The sequence below is a fragment of the Candidatus Glassbacteria bacterium genome (assembly GCA_019456185.1).
In the GTDB taxonomy this organism is placed as follows: domain Bacteria; phylum Gemmatimonadota; class Glassbacteria; order GWA2-58-10; family GWA2-58-10; genus JAJRTS01.
Map to the genome: position 1 here is coordinate 42,170 of VRUH01000001.1, position 12,362 is coordinate 54,531.

At 60.6% G+C, this 12,362-nt stretch carries 13 protein-coding genes and 1 pseudogene (2 of these 14 running past the window's edge); 9 read left to right on the top strand and 5 right to left on the bottom strand.

Annotated elements, in window-relative coordinates; all coding sequences use genetic code 11:
• Nucleotides 1–25: 25 nt before the first annotated feature.
• Nucleotides 26–2,035: a GAF domain-containing protein gene (locus tag FVQ81_00200; GenBank protein MBW7994996.1), complete on the bottom strand. Its 2,010-nt coding sequence runs from the start codon at nt 2,033–2,035 to the stop codon at nt 26–28.
• Nucleotides 2,036–2,430: 395 nt separating this feature from the next.
• On the opposite strand from FVQ81_00200, the gene rsmB reads away from it, so the two are divergent.
• From rsmB to FVQ81_00245, 9 genes are all read left to right on the top strand, one after another.
• Nucleotides 2,431–3,777, top strand: a complete 1,347-nt coding sequence (rsmB, locus tag FVQ81_00205; GenBank protein ID MBW7994997.1) for a 16S rRNA (cytosine(967)-C(5))-methyltransferase RsmB — start codon at nt 2,431–2,433, stop codon at nt 3,775–3,777.
• Complete coding sequence (locus tag FVQ81_00210; protein ID MBW7994998.1) at nt 3,722–4,537, top strand: PASTA domain-containing protein; 816 nt, start codon at nt 3,722–3,724, stop codon at nt 4,535–4,537. Before rsmB ends, FVQ81_00210 begins: the two co-directional genes overlap by 56 nt.
• 149 nt (nt 4,538–4,686) lie before the next feature.
• Nucleotides 4,687–6,042 carry a signal recognition particle protein gene (locus FVQ81_00215; protein ID MBW7994999.1) on the top strand — a complete coding sequence of 452 codons (1,356 nt, stop codon included), beginning with the start codon at nt 4,687–4,689 and terminating at the stop codon, nt 6,040–6,042.
• A gap of 109 nt (nt 6,043–6,151) precedes the next feature.
• Nucleotides 6,152–6,499, top strand: coding sequence for a 30S ribosomal protein S16 (rpsP, locus tag FVQ81_00220; GenBank protein MBW7995000.1), 348 nt, complete (start codon nt 6,152–6,154; stop codon nt 6,497–6,499).
• A gap of 50 nt (nt 6,500–6,549) precedes the next feature.
• Nucleotides 6,550–7,080 (top strand): 16S rRNA processing protein RimM, encoded by a 531-nt coding sequence (rimM, locus tag FVQ81_00225; protein ID MBW7995001.1) that lies wholly within the window; start codon nt 6,550–6,552, stop codon nt 7,078–7,080.
• A gap of 4 nt (nt 7,081–7,084) precedes the next feature.
• Nucleotides 7,085–7,783, top strand: a complete 699-nt coding sequence (trmD, locus tag FVQ81_00230) for a tRNA (guanosine(37)-N1)-methyltransferase TrmD (GenBank protein ID MBW7995002.1) — start codon at nt 7,085–7,087, stop codon at nt 7,781–7,783.
• Between the two features lie 79 nt (nt 7,784–7,862).
• The gene (locus tag FVQ81_00235) at nt 7,863–8,216 is read left to right on the top strand and encodes a 50S ribosomal protein L19 (GenBank protein MBW7995003.1); all 354 of its coding nucleotides are present in this window, start codon (nt 7,863–7,865) and stop codon (nt 8,214–8,216) included.
• 113 nt (nt 8,217–8,329) lie between these two features.
• On the top strand, nt 8,330–9,310 hold the full coding sequence (locus FVQ81_00240) for a ribonuclease HII (protein ID MBW7995004.1): 981 nt from the start codon (nt 8,330–8,332) through the stop codon (nt 9,308–9,310).
• A gap of 30 nt (nt 9,311–9,340) precedes the next feature.
• Nucleotides 9,341–10,846, top strand: a complete 1,506-nt coding sequence (locus tag FVQ81_00245) for a hypothetical protein (GenBank protein MBW7995005.1) — start codon at nt 9,341–9,343, stop codon at nt 10,844–10,846.
• Nucleotides 10,847–11,007: 161 nt separating this feature from the next.
• Here the strand turns inward: FVQ81_00245 and FVQ81_00250 are convergent, their stop codons facing one another.
• Nucleotides 11,008–11,223, bottom strand: coding sequence for a hypothetical protein (locus FVQ81_00250; protein ID MBW7995006.1), 216 nt, complete (start codon nt 11,221–11,223; stop codon nt 11,008–11,010).
• Between the two features lie 46 nt (nt 11,224–11,269).
• Nucleotides 11,270–12,067, bottom strand: a complete 798-nt coding sequence (locus FVQ81_00255) for an HAD hydrolase-like protein (GenBank protein ID MBW7995007.1) — start codon at nt 12,065–12,067, stop codon at nt 11,270–11,272.
• Nucleotides 12,064–12,362, bottom strand: a pseudogene (locus FVQ81_00260) (ROK family protein); it runs 304 nt beyond the window's last position. The gene FVQ81_00255 and the pseudogene FVQ81_00260 overlap by 4 nt, the downstream one beginning before the upstream one ends.
• Nucleotides 12,336–12,362, bottom strand: the 3' portion of a protein-coding gene (locus tag FVQ81_00265) for an ROK family protein (GenBank protein ID MBW7995008.1). 654 nt of this gene lie beyond the right edge of the window; the window shows 27 of its 681 coding nt (coding positions 655–681); its start codon lies beyond the right edge, outside the window; it ends in the stop codon at nt 12,336–12,338. Before FVQ81_00265 ends, FVQ81_00260 begins: the two are co-directional and overlap by 331 nt.

Below are 12,362 nucleotides of genomic sequence, written 5' to 3' on the forward strand. Positions count from 1 at the left end.
GCGTGGTCGTGCTTCAAGGTGCTGCTCAGTTTTTTTTCCTGCCCGTGTCCACCAGGTCGAATACGCGGGCATCCACAAATATCTTGAACAGTTCAGGGTCCACTTTCCCCATGTTGACCTCGTCGCCGATAATATCCAGGGCTTTATCCGCCGGGACAGCCGGCTTGTAGGGCCTGTCGGTGGCGGTAAGCGCATCGTAGATGTCGCTGATAGTCATCATCCTGGTCTGGGGCTGGATTTGCTTTGCGTTCACTCCCCGCGGATACCCGCTCCCGTCGAGTTTCTCGTGATGCCCGTAAGCGATTTCGGGAATGCTTTTCAATTCACTGGTCCAGGGGATCTTGGTCAGGAAATTGTAGGTGTGGGTCACGTGGCTCTCGATTTCCAGGCGCTCATCGGTTGTCAGCGTACCCTTGGGGATTGAAAGGATACTCTGTTCACGGCCCTCCAGCAGCGAAAAATCCTTGTCGTCGGGGTCGTTGATCACTATCCCTGCTATTTCTTCCAGAATCGCGAAATCGTCCATGGCCAGCACGCTGGGCTCGTTGGCGTTGATCACCTGTGACAGGTACCGGTCAAGCCGCTCCAGTTTCTCTCGCGTGCTGCTGTCGATCCCCCGGAACTTGTCCAGATATTCCTGTCTGTCACTCGCCAGGGCGATTTCAAGCTTGTCGCGGTCGTTCAGTTTGCGGTAGATCTGGCCGGCGATGTCGAAACGCTGCTTGATCATCTCGAGGTGTTCTGGATAAAGCTTTTTGGCTTTGAGCAGCACGTTTTCTTTCACGCCCACCTTGCCGAAGTCATGCAGCAGCGCGGCGTAACGGATTTCCTTGATCTGGGTTTCGCTAAAATCCATCTCGCGCAGCGGACCCGTGTTTACCCGGTTGATTTTTTCCGCTATACCCACGGTCAGGGTGGCCACCCGCTCGCTGTGACCGCAGGTTGTCGGGTCTCGGGATTCGATAGCTGTCACCGAGGCCTGGACAAAACCCTCGAACAGGTTCTCGATATCCCTGTAGAGCTGGTAGTTTTCCAGCGCCACCGCGGCCTGGCTGGCCAGGGCCTCGATCAGGTTGCGCCTGCTTTCGCTGAATACGATAACGTTCTTTTCCACTTCTTTCGGGCTGGACAGGACAATCTCCGCCGAGGATTTGCGGTTGATCAGCTGGATTACCCCGGTGATCTCGTCCTTCTGATTGCACATCGCCACGGCCAGCATACTCATCGTGCGGTAGTTATTGCTCTCGTCGAACGTCTTGTTGATCGAAAACTGGTAGCGGTCGGGGATATTGTAGCAGTCGTTCAGTACAAGCGACTCGCCGGTCAAGGCTACGTAACCCGCGATACTGTCGGGACCGATCGGTATGGTGAAAGCCTTGAAATCCAGCTTCAGCGAATGCGACAGAGTGTTCGAAAAATGCAGCACTCGCTCGCCCTGTTCGTTTTTCCGGACGATATAAATGCTGCCGGCGTCGGCGGTGGTCACCTCGCAGGCCTTCAGCAGGATCTGATCCAGCAGGCGGTCGATATTGCGTTCGCTCGAAAGCGAGATACCTATCTCGATCAGTTTCTCCAGCTCTCGGCTGCCCTCCAGATGATGTTCCTGCAACTGGGTGATCTGCTGCTGGAGGCTGGCCGATCTCCAGGCTTCGCGGATTGCCACCAGCGCCTGCTTGACTGTGAACTCATTGGTGAGCAGGCAGCTCAAACTCGCCGGTTCAGGACTTTCCAGCTCCCCGTCGCCGATCATCACCACCGGCGCGGAGATACTTGCCGTATCGGCCCGGCGGACAAAGATCTCGAGCAGGCTCGCCCAGCCTTCCTCATCGGCCACGATCACGAACGGGGGCACAAGGCTTGCAGTCTCGGCAAGCGCCTCGGCGCGGACGAGCTTAAATCCAAGTCCAGTCAGTGCGCTCTCGGCCCGGCTCAATTTGCCGTTTTCGGCAAGCAGCAGGGTGCCGCTCATCCCGCCGTTGCCGGTCGCCGCCGATTCCTTTGCCAGCGGGCCTGCTCTTTCAATCTTCGTTCCCATCAGTTGTTCCCGGACTGAAAGTAGAGCAGATGAGGTTTAAGGACCGTGGTCTGCCGGTAAAAATAAGCCCGCAGCCAACTTACTTTATAGTGGACTGAGGGCGCAGTGATAAATCGTATCTTGTCCTGAATGGCCTGCCTGAACTTCATGTCGCCGTTACGGTAGTTAATGCATGCACGTTAAGCTCTTGCCGGAGTGTCTTTGCAAACTTGCGTGGAACTCCGAAATTAAAGCTTGCAGATACGCCGCACCTCGGCACCCTTGACCGTAAATTTCCATTGTCGTAATTTACGGAATCCTTTTAGTATTTGCAACGGTTGGTAAATATTACTGTTTGGTAAACAATGTCTCAAATTGCCGGCCGGGGTCGTCTGGCCGGGAAATGAGCGGTAACCATGCCCGGACGGCAGGGGCAGGATGTGCGCCGCGCCGCGGTTGAACTGCTGGCCGAGAAAGGCGAGATCGAGCTGGACGGCAGCCCGCGGCTGGCCAAGCTCGACAGCAGGGACCGGGCACTGGCCTGTCAACTGGTTTACGGAGTCCTGCGCAACAGGAACCTGCTGGATTATTACCTGGCCCGCTTCCTCAAGAGCGGAGATCCGGCTGAGCTGCCGCCCGTGGTGCTGAATATCCTGCGGACCGCTCTGTTCCAGCACAGATTTCTGGACAGGGTGCCGGACCACGCGGCAGTGAGCCAGGCGGTGGAATTGTCCCGCGCGATGGGCTTCGGCGGACTTGACGGGCTGATAAACGGCGTACTGCGCAGCACAATCAGGGGCTGGGACAGCGTGGTCCTGCCGGATTTCACCAGCTACACCCGCTCTTACCTCGAGGTCCGCCACAGCCACCCGGGCTGGATGGTCAGCCGCTATCTCGACCGGTTCGGCCCCGTGGAGGCCGAGCGTCTGCTGGCGGCGAACAACAAACCGGCACGGCTCGTGTTGCGTGATGAAATCGCGGCCGGGGGCGGGAAAAGCGGACTGGCCGAAATACTGGCCGAGGCCGGGATAGAATTGAGCAGCGGGAAATACTCGCCTGAAGCACTGGTTATAGATACGCCGGGTGTCAATCCCGCCGGACTGGCCGGCTTCGAGAGCGGACTGTTCTACGTGCAGGACGAGGCGGCGATGCTGGTTGGCAGACTGGCCGCCGGTGATGGCGTCCGTGGTCCGGCGCTCGCGGCCTGCGCCGCTCCGGGCGGCAAGGCGACCCATCTGGCCCGTCTGTGCGGCGATGCGGTGATCGTTGCCTGTGACAGCAGCGAGCGCCGGATTGAGCGGATGCTGAAAAACCTGGACCGGCTGAGGTTGACTGACCGGGTTATGATGGCCTGCTGCGATGCGCGCAAACCGGCTCTCAGGCCCCGGAGCGCCTCCCTGGTGATCTGTGATGTACCCTGCACTGGAACCGGCGTCATCCGTCGCAAGCCCGAAATCCGCTGGCGGATCGACCGGGAGGATATCGATTTGTTGGGAGTTCTCCAGTTGGAAATCCTGCGGGTCTCGGCCGGGCTGGTGGCCCCGGGGGGAGCGCTCCTCTACAGTACGTGCTCGCTGGAGCCGGAAGAAAACAGGCAGGTTGTGGAAAAATTTCTGGCCGGCAGCGGCGATTTTAAACTGGACCCGGCTGGAAAATATCTGCCGGAGGAAACTGTCGGGCCGCGGGGTTATCTGGACATGCAGCCCCATGTCCACGGCACCGACGGGGCGTTTGCGGCCAGGATGGTGCGGACCGGCGGATAAAAAAAGATTGACATCAACGGAGAATCCTGAGGTGAGAGACAAGCTGAAAAGTTTTCTGATCTACGTGCTGACCGCGGTGGTGTCGTTCTTCTTCGGTCTCTTTATCCTCGATCAGGTTATCCTGCCGCAGCTTACCGGCGTGGGCCGCGAGGCCGAGGTGCCGGTCCTGACCGGTATGAGCGGGGGGGCGGCCCTGGCCGCCTGCCAGGAGGCCGGGCTGGCGCTCGAGGTCCAGGGCGAGACATACAGCGCTGAGACAGAAGCCGGACTGGTGCTGGACCAGGACCCCGAGGCGGGCCTGACTGTCAAGCAGGGCCGCAGTGTGTACGTGATCCTCAGCCGCGGGCCGGAGATGGTAACCGTGCCGCATGTGGTCGGTCTCACCCAGCGTCAGGCGGCAATCCTGATCGAAAATAACTTCCTGACCGTAGAGCAGGTCAATGCCACCGGCAACACCTCGATAGCGCGGGGACGCGTGGTGGAAGTCGACCCGCCGCCCGGATCGGTGCTTCCCAAGGGAGCGGCGCTCACGATGGTGGTCAGCGAGGGTACGCAGAAAATCAGGGTGCCGTCGCTGATCGATAAGACCCTGGAGGAAGCGCGTAAGATCCTGACAGACGCCGGCCTGGCGATCGGAGAGGTCGCCTTCCAGATCAACCGCTACCTGCCGCCCGGCATGGTTATCGACCAGCACCCGCTGGAACGCACTCCCGTGGCCAGGGATACCGAAGTCGACGTGGTGGTCTCCAGTTCCCGCTAGCCGGGCCTGATCCGCACGTACTCGCAAGTTACTCATAAACAGTTGATTTTTAATGTCCGTACCATTAGATTACTCCCTTTCCGCCGATACACGTGAAAGGCCGTGCGTGGCAGCTGGATAATTGAAACCGGCAACCGGTTAGCGAAATTATGTTCGACGATCTCAGCGAGAAACTGGAAGGGATAATACGCAAACTCGGCGGCCGCGCGGTGCTGAACGAGGAGGCGGTGGACGAGAGTCTGCGCGAGATCAGGCGCGTCCTGCTCGAGGCCGATGTCAACTACAAGCTGGTCCAGGATTTTCTGGCCTCGGTGCGTGAAAAAGCTACGGGTCAGAAAGTGATCAAGAGTGTCAGTCCGGGCCAGATGATGGTCAAGGTGGTCCACGACGAACTCGTGGAAATGCTGGGCGGAAGCAGCCAGGAGTTGAACCTCCAGGGCGACGGGGTGAAAGTGGTCATGCTCTGCGGCCTGCAGGGCTCGGGCAAAACCACCACGGCCGGCAAGCTGGCCCGCAGGCTGAAAAACGGCGGGCGCAACCCGATGATGGTAGCCGCGGATATCTACCGCCCGGCGGCTGTCGAACAGCTCAAGACCCTGGGAGACAGGCTCGACATACCGACTTTTACTCCCGGCGACGGCGAGAAAAACGTGGCCCGGATCGTGGCCGATGCGCTGATCGAGGCCAACCGCACCGGGGTGGACACGGTGCTGATCGATACGGCCGGCCGCCTGCAGATCGACCGGCGGATGATGGATGAGTTGACCGGGCTTAAACAGCAGGTCGCCCCCCAGGAAATCCTGCTGGTGGTCGATGCGATGACCGGGCAGGAAGCGGTCAATATCGCCGAGACGTTCCACCGGGAACTCGAGTTGACCGGCCTGGTGCTGACCAAGCTCGACGGTGATGCGCGCGGCGGTGCGGCCCTCTCGATCTACGGCGTCACCAAAGTACCGATCAAACTGGTTGGTACGGGCGAGGGCCTCGAGGCCCTCGAAACCTTCCATCCCGACCGGATGGTCTCCCGGATGCTCCGGATGGGCGACATCGTCTCGCTCGTCGAGCGCGCCGAGGAGAAAATGGACGCCGAGGAGGCCGAGCGGCTCGAGCAGAAAGTGATGAGCCGCGGCGACATGGACCTGGAGGATTTCCTCACCACCATGCGCCAGCTCCAGCGCCTGGGCTCGATGGAGAGTATCCTGCGGATGCTGCCGGGGGTGAGCAGCAAGATGCTGCGCACGGCTGATCTCGACCCGAAAAAATTCAGACGGCTCGAGGCGATTGTGCTGAGTATGACGCCCCGGGAACGGGCCGGGCCCAAAACGCTCAACGCCTCGCGCCGCAAACGGATCGCATCGGGCAGCGGAACTACGATTCAGGATGTCAACCAGTTGCTCAAGCAGTTTGACCAGATGCGCAAGATGATGAAGCAGATGGGGATTTTCTCGGGTGGACGCGGCGCTGGCAAACTTCCCCTGCGCCGATTCAATCCGCTCGGAAACTGAACGGCGAATGTGAAGAAGGAAAAGATGATTGGTTACTGCGGCTGCCGGTCAATATCAGCGGCCGCGTCAGTGTAAGTAAGGGCAAGTCAACGCAACGGAGGAACACAGAATGTCTGTCAAGATCAGGCTGCGCAGGATGGGCAAGAAAAAGCAGCCGCATTACCGCCTGGCGGTGGTTGATTCGCGGGTGAAGCGCGATGGCCGCTTTATCGAGTTTGTCGGCCGCTATGTGCCCACTACCGATCCGCATACCGTGGAATTCAAGGAGGACCGGCTGTTTTACTGGCTGGGCGAGGGAGCTATCTGCAGCGACACGGTCAGCAGCCTGCTCCGTCAGAACGGCTTGCTGCAGAAGTGGCACGAGCTGAAGGCCGGCAAGGCCAAGGCCGAGGACAAAAAGACAGCCGCCGCCAAGCCTGCCGCCGGCGAGTCTGCCGAAACCGCGCAGGATAGCTGAAATCAGTAGCTGTCGTGGGCCGGTATTCGCTCCGGCTCCGGAGGTGAGCGCTGTCCGAGCGGGAAAACCGATATCTGCTGGTCGCCGAGGTGGTCAAGCCCCATGGGATCAAGGGGGAACTGGGGATCAGGTCGCTCACCGAGCACCCGGACCTCAGGTTTGCGCCCGGCGCCACGCTGTTGCTGGGGCCCGACGAGGCGCAGCTGCGGCCGGCCGAGGTAGAGCGCAGCAGGCCTTTCAAGAACGGATATCTGCTTAAGCTGGTTGCCTGCACCGACCGCGACCGGGCCGAGGAATTGCGCGGCTGGGGACTCTATATCCCGGTTGCTGAGGCCGAGCCGCTGGAGGAAGGCAGCTACTACCATCACCAGTTGATCGGGATGCGGGTCCGGGACGAGCGGCACGGGCTGCTGGGTACGGTGGTCGCGGTAGTGGAAACTCCAGCCCACGACCTGCTTGAAATCGAAAGCCCGGCCGGAAAAAGCTTCTACCTGCCGCTGGTTGACGAATTTGTCCGCGGAGTGGACACCGTTGCCGGGGTGATCGAAACCGGTGTGCCGCGGGAATTGACAGAACTGTGAAGCGATGCTTGCGATTGATCTAATTACCCTGTTCCCGGACTATTTCCGCCAGGTGCTGGAAACCAGTATCATCGGCAGGGCGTGCAGGGACGGGCTGGTGCGATTCCGGGTTGTCGACCTGCGGGAGTTCGCGGTCGACAAACACGGGACGGTTGACGACTACCCGTACGGCGGCGGAGCGGGGATGGTGCTTCGCCCCGAACCGGTTTTCGAGGCGGTGGAGCACTGCCGCGAGTCTGTGGAGCCCAAACCGGATGCGGATAAAAGCAGGGTGGTCCTGCTTTCGGCGCGGGGAACGGCGCTGGACCAGCGCGGGGCGGAACGGTTTTCCCTGCTGCAGCACCTGGTGCTGATCTGCGGGCATTACAAGGACGTGGACCAGCGGGTGGCCGAACATCTGGCCGACGAGGAACTGCGGATCGGAGATTATGTACTCTCAGGCGGTGAACCGGCCGCGGCGGTGGTTGTCGACGCGGTTGTCAGGCTGCTGCCCGGCGCGCTGGGGGATTTCGATTCGGCGCTGGGGGATTCGTTCAGCGAGGGCCTGCTGGGGCCCCCGCATTACACGCGGCCCCGCGAATTCCGCGGCTGGCAGGTGCCGGAAATACTGACAAGCGGAAATCATGAAAAAATAAAGAGATGGCGGGATGAGCAGGCCAGGGAAACAACCAGGAAACAGCGGCCGGATTTACTTGAATTATAAACCGGTTTGATTAAAATTAATAGGTAGTGATAAACGTAAAACCAGCCGCCGCTGAGCAGGCGGCCAGCAAGCGAGGAAAATGATGCATAAGTTGGCGGATGTCGAGAAAGAGTACCTTAAGAAGGCGGAGGATATCCCGAAGTTCTCTTCCGGCGACACTGTCCGGGTGCAGATCTGGGTCCGCGAGGGTAACAAGGCACGGATTCAGACGTTCGAGGGTGTGGTCCTTCAGCGTCGCGGCGGGGGAATCAACGAGACTTTCACCGTGCGTAAGATCTCCAACGGGGTCGGTGTCGAGCGGATTTTTCCCCTGCATTCACCGATTATCGAGAGTATCAAACTGGTGCGACGCGGCAAGGTCCGTCGCGCCAAGCTCTACTATCTGCGCAAGCTGAAGGGCAAGGCGGCCAGAATCAAGGAGCGCCGCACCTGATCCATTTGTATCGGGATGCATCACAGTGCAAAGCGGCTGGCAGGGATTTCTTGCCAGCCGTTTTTTATTGTTGTAGCTTTTTCTGCGGATCCTACCATTCCGTTACCATTCCGATGAAGCGAGTCCCGCCGATGGAGCTTGCCGAGCTGAGCGTACTGGCTATCCGTTCGATGATCGAATCCCTTGACGGCGATATCCCGCCCGGGTTGCTGGTGTCGATGGATGCCGACAGCCGGAGCCAGGTGCGCGAGCTTGCGGGCCGGATTCGCCGCGGGATCGAGCTGGAGGCTGAGCAGCGGCGGGTACAGGAGGAGATGCTTCGGTTAGAACGCAAATACCGGGAGCGCGGCATGCAGCTTATCGCCGGAGTCGACGAGGCCGGCCGCGGGCCGCTGGCCGGGCCGGTGGTGGCGGCCGCGGTAGTGTTCCCGGTCGACTGTGAGCTGCCCCGTGCCCGCGACTCCAAATCGATTCCGGAGCGGCGTCGCGAGGAGCTGTTCGAGCAAATCCATCAATGCGCGCGGGCGGTTGGGGTCGGGCTGGTGGACCATTACCAGATCGACCGGCTTAATATCCATAACGCCAGTATCCTGGCCATGTACCGCGCGGTGGGGCAGCTTGAGGTGGAGCCGGAGGCGGTGCTGGTGGATGGGAAAATGGTGCTGAAAATGGATGTTCCGCAGCAGGCGGTGATCGGCGGAGACAGGAAGTGCCTCTCGATCGCCGCGGCCTCGATTGTGGCCAAGGTCACCCGGGACAGGATGATGGTCGAGTACGAAACAACCTACCCCGGCTACGGGTTCGCCAGGCACAAGGGGTACCCCACCGCCGACCATTTCAAGGCACTGCGCGAGTTCGGACCCTGCCCGATTCACCGCCGCACGTTCGGTGCGGTGGCCGATTGCGGCAGTTTCGGCAAAGGGCTGTGGACCGGGTTCTACGATCTGCTGGCCGGCGCCGCCGACAGCGGTGAACTGGAGGAACTCGCGGCTTCGATCAGGCCGCGCCGCGAGGAACTTAACCCCGGCGAGCTGGCCAGCCTGCGGGCGCTCTACAAACGCAGGCGGGAATTCTTTATCACGGATAGCCAGTAGCTGTAGCACCGCGTAATTTATGAGGTGGAAATGAATAAATACCAGCCCTGCAAGGCCTGCCTGGCCTTTGTGCTATCGGTTTTGCTGGGATTTAATGCCCTGACGGGTGCCGAACTTCCGGCTATCGTAACATATGCCGGCAAAGCTGCCGAGGGTCCGTTCGCCCTGGAGCGCGCAGCCTACGAAGGCGATCTTTCCCGCCTGCCGATCGGCGTATTCGACTCGGGCGTGGGCGGGCTGACCGTGCTGGATGCGCTTATCGCGCTGGATGAGTTCGACAATTCCACCGGTGAGGCCGGACCGGACGGTGTCGCTGATTTCGAGCACGAGCGTTTTATCTATCTCGGCGACCAGGCCAACATGCCCTACGGCAATTATCCGGCGGAGGGCAAAACCGGGTTCCTGAGGGAACTGGTGGTCAAGGATGCGCTCTTCCTGCTGGGCCGCCGCTACTGGCAATCAAGGGAGGCTGAATCCCCCAGCTTCGACAAACCGCCGGTCAAGGCAATCGTGATCGCCTGCAACACGGCTACGGCCTACGGCTACGATGATGTCAGGGCGGCGCTGGAGCAGTGGGGAGTGCCGGTGTACCTGGTGGGAGTGGTCAGTGCGGGAGCCAAGGGCGCGCTGGCGGCCACCGGCGGCGACGGGGCGGTGGCGGTGATGGCCACGGTTGGAACCTGCTCCAGCGAGGGATATGTGAGGGCCGTGGAGAATACCTGGCGCGCCGCGGAACTGGCTCCGCCGCCGGTGGTGCAGCAGGGCTGCCTGGGACTGGCCGGAGCTATCGAGGGCGACAGGAGTTATATCGGAGCCGGCCCGGAGTTCTACAAGGGGCCCTCGCGGCAAAATCCCGCCGCCCGGATCGAGCGGCCGGCGGACTACTACGGTTTCAAACGGGAGGGGCTCGTATTGGTGGGCGACAGTTCGCTGATGCTTAACAGCGTTGAGAACTATGTCCGCTACCACGTGCTGACCCTGGTGGAAAACTACGCCGCCACCAGCCCGGCCATCCCGATAGAGGGCGTTATCCTGGGTTGCACGCACTTCCCGTTCTACACGGAGATGTTCGACGAGGCTTTCGCCAGGCTGAGGGACCTTGAAGTGGAAGTCGGCGGCAGCCTGGTGCGGCCGTACCGGGAGCTGCTGGCCGAGCGGATCGAGTTTATCGACCCGGCCAGGGATACGGCCACGGAACTTTATATCGAGTTGAACCGCAGGGGACTGCTGCTGGGGAGCGCCGGAGACTGCGTGGCCGGCACCGATGAATTCTATATCTCGGTAACCTCGCCCGAAACACCCGCGGCCCGGCTTGAGGGCGGCAACGCGTTCAGCTACGTATACAAGTACGGCAGATCACCGGGCAGGCTGGATGCGGAATATGTCCGCCGTGTACCGATGACCGCCAGGAGCCTGTCGGCTGAGTCGGCGGTGATGGTGCGGGATAAGCTGCCCTCGATCTGGCTCAGGCTGGTGAGGTTCAACTCCGCAAGTCCGCGAGTGGCCGGGACAGCCGCCGCCGACCGGTTGAATTGAAAACAACAGGGCGGCGATTTGTGCCTCAAAACGCCGCCCTGATCTTAGACCTCGTTATCGCCGGAGTGTCTAGCGCACGATCCCGGTGCCCTTCTGCTTCTCCAACTCCCTCTTCAGCTTGGTCTTGCGCGCAAACGCCGGCACCACGGCGAACCTGTCTGTCAGGTCGGTGAGCCCTGGTTAATCCAGCGGCCGCTGAAATCGTGAAAAGTATCTTGGCACCGCTTGCAGCGGCGTCGTTTATCGGCTAATAAATAGTACTTTCTCAAACTGCAGCGAGGACGAAATCTTTGTTGGTTTTTCCAGCATAATCCCAACAAATATTTTCGGGCTGGCGGCTCGCTTCTAATCAGCTTATAGAAAGTGTTTAAGTCCATGACACCAATCTAATTCTGGTGCCAAGCCTTAATCAATCACCTAAAATTAAGCACTCAGCGAGCCGAGCTGTTGCAATTCCAGGATTTCAAAGCCTTTCCCGGCAGCCAGTTCGTGCTCCCGGGGCCCGTTGTAACCCCAGCCGGCCAGCAGCAGCCTAACGCCAAGCCCGCTGCAATCGATCAGATGGCTGACCTTGTCGTCGATAAAGGTCATCCGCCCGAACTCGCAGCCGAATTTTTCCCGCAGCACGGTCAGGTGGGCCCGCTTGCTCGCGCCGGCGCATTTGTCCAGCACGAAGTCCTCGGTGAAATGGTCGAACAGCCCCCAGGCCCGCAGCAGGTCGATCACTGTCTCGCGGTCCTTCGAGGTGGCCACGCTCAGCCTGAAGTTTTCCGCCAGGCGCTCGACAGCGCTCTCGATTCCGGGGTAGGGGGCGTTGAGCGCCAGCCATTGCTCGCGGTGGTTTTCGGCCAGGTCATAGCGCAGGAGATAGAATTCCTCGTGGAACAGGTCCTGCAGCTCCCGGTCCACCGACTGCTTGAAGGAGTCGAATTCCTGCTGGGTGGAAAACGAGCGGCCTTCCTCCACCGCTTTCTGAATCACCAGGTAATCCTCGGAGCGGTTGCTGAGCGGGACAATCCTCTCGACCGCGTTGTAGTGGTCCCGGTGGCTTTCTCTGAATTCATAGATCGTGTCGATAGCGGGAGCCTCGTCCAACTGGCGCTCCAGCGAGGCGTCGACCCGGCCGGCCAGGTTCCAGGTCAGCAGGTACGCTTCCAGCAGACTGTCGCTCAGCACCCCGTCAAAGTCAAGCGCCAACACCGGTTTGCCGTTCTCGGTCATCGTCCCTGCGCTCTAAGTTCCAGGTTCAACTCAACCATCGCCATCGCCGCCGCGCCAACCATCGCCGCCTCGAAGCCCAGTTTGGCCGGCACGATCGGCGCCTTGCGCACGTCGGTGTAGTAGATATAGCGGTCGTAGGCTTTCTGGATGTGATCGAACAGGACCGGGCCGGCCAGGGCGAGTCCGCCGCTGATGACCATCACCTCCGGATCGAACACCATCGCGAAATTGGCCAGAGCCAGCCCCAGGTAGTGCCCGGCCGTTTCGATCACCTCCCGGGCCAGGCGATCGCCCC

Excerpts from the sequence above, each read along its gene's own strand:
- rsmB (MBW7994997.1), top strand. The coding sequence starts at position 2,431 with ATGCCCGGACGGCAGGGGCAGGATGTGCGCCGCGCCGCGGTTGAACTG.
- FVQ81_00255 (MBW7995007.1), bottom strand. The coding sequence starts at position 12,067 with ATGACCGAGAACGGCAAACCGGTGTTGGCGCTTGACTTTGACGGGGTG.
- FVQ81_00210 (MBW7994998.1), top strand. The coding sequence starts at position 3,722 with ATGTCCACGGCACCGACGGGGCGTTTGCGGCCAGGATGGTGCGGACCG.
- FVQ81_00235 (MBW7995003.1), top strand. The coding sequence starts at position 7,863 with ATGATGCATAAGTTGGCGGATGTCGAGAAAGAGTACCTTAAGAAGGCG.
- FVQ81_00215 (MBW7994999.1), top strand. The coding sequence starts at position 4,687 with ATGTTCGACGATCTCAGCGAGAAACTGGAAGGGATAATACGCAAACTC.
- FVQ81_00250 (MBW7995006.1), bottom strand. The coding sequence starts at position 11,223 with ATGGACTTAAACACTTTCTATAAGCTGATTAGAAGCGAGCCGCCAGCC.
- rpsP (MBW7995000.1), top strand. The coding sequence starts at position 6,152 with ATGTCTGTCAAGATCAGGCTGCGCAGGATGGGCAAGAAAAAGCAGCCG.
- FVQ81_00240 (MBW7995004.1), top strand. The coding sequence starts at position 8,330 with ATGAAGCGAGTCCCGCCGATGGAGCTTGCCGAGCTGAGCGTACTGGCT.
- FVQ81_00200 (MBW7994996.1), bottom strand. The coding sequence starts at position 2,035 with ATGGGAACGAAGATTGAAAGAGCAGGCCCGCTGGCAAAGGAATCGGCG.
- FVQ81_00245 (MBW7995005.1), top strand. The coding sequence starts at position 9,341 with ATGAATAAATACCAGCCCTGCAAGGCCTGCCTGGCCTTTGTGCTATCG.
- trmD (MBW7995002.1), top strand. The coding sequence starts at position 7,085 with ATGCTTGCGATTGATCTAATTACCCTGTTCCCGGACTATTTCCGCCAG.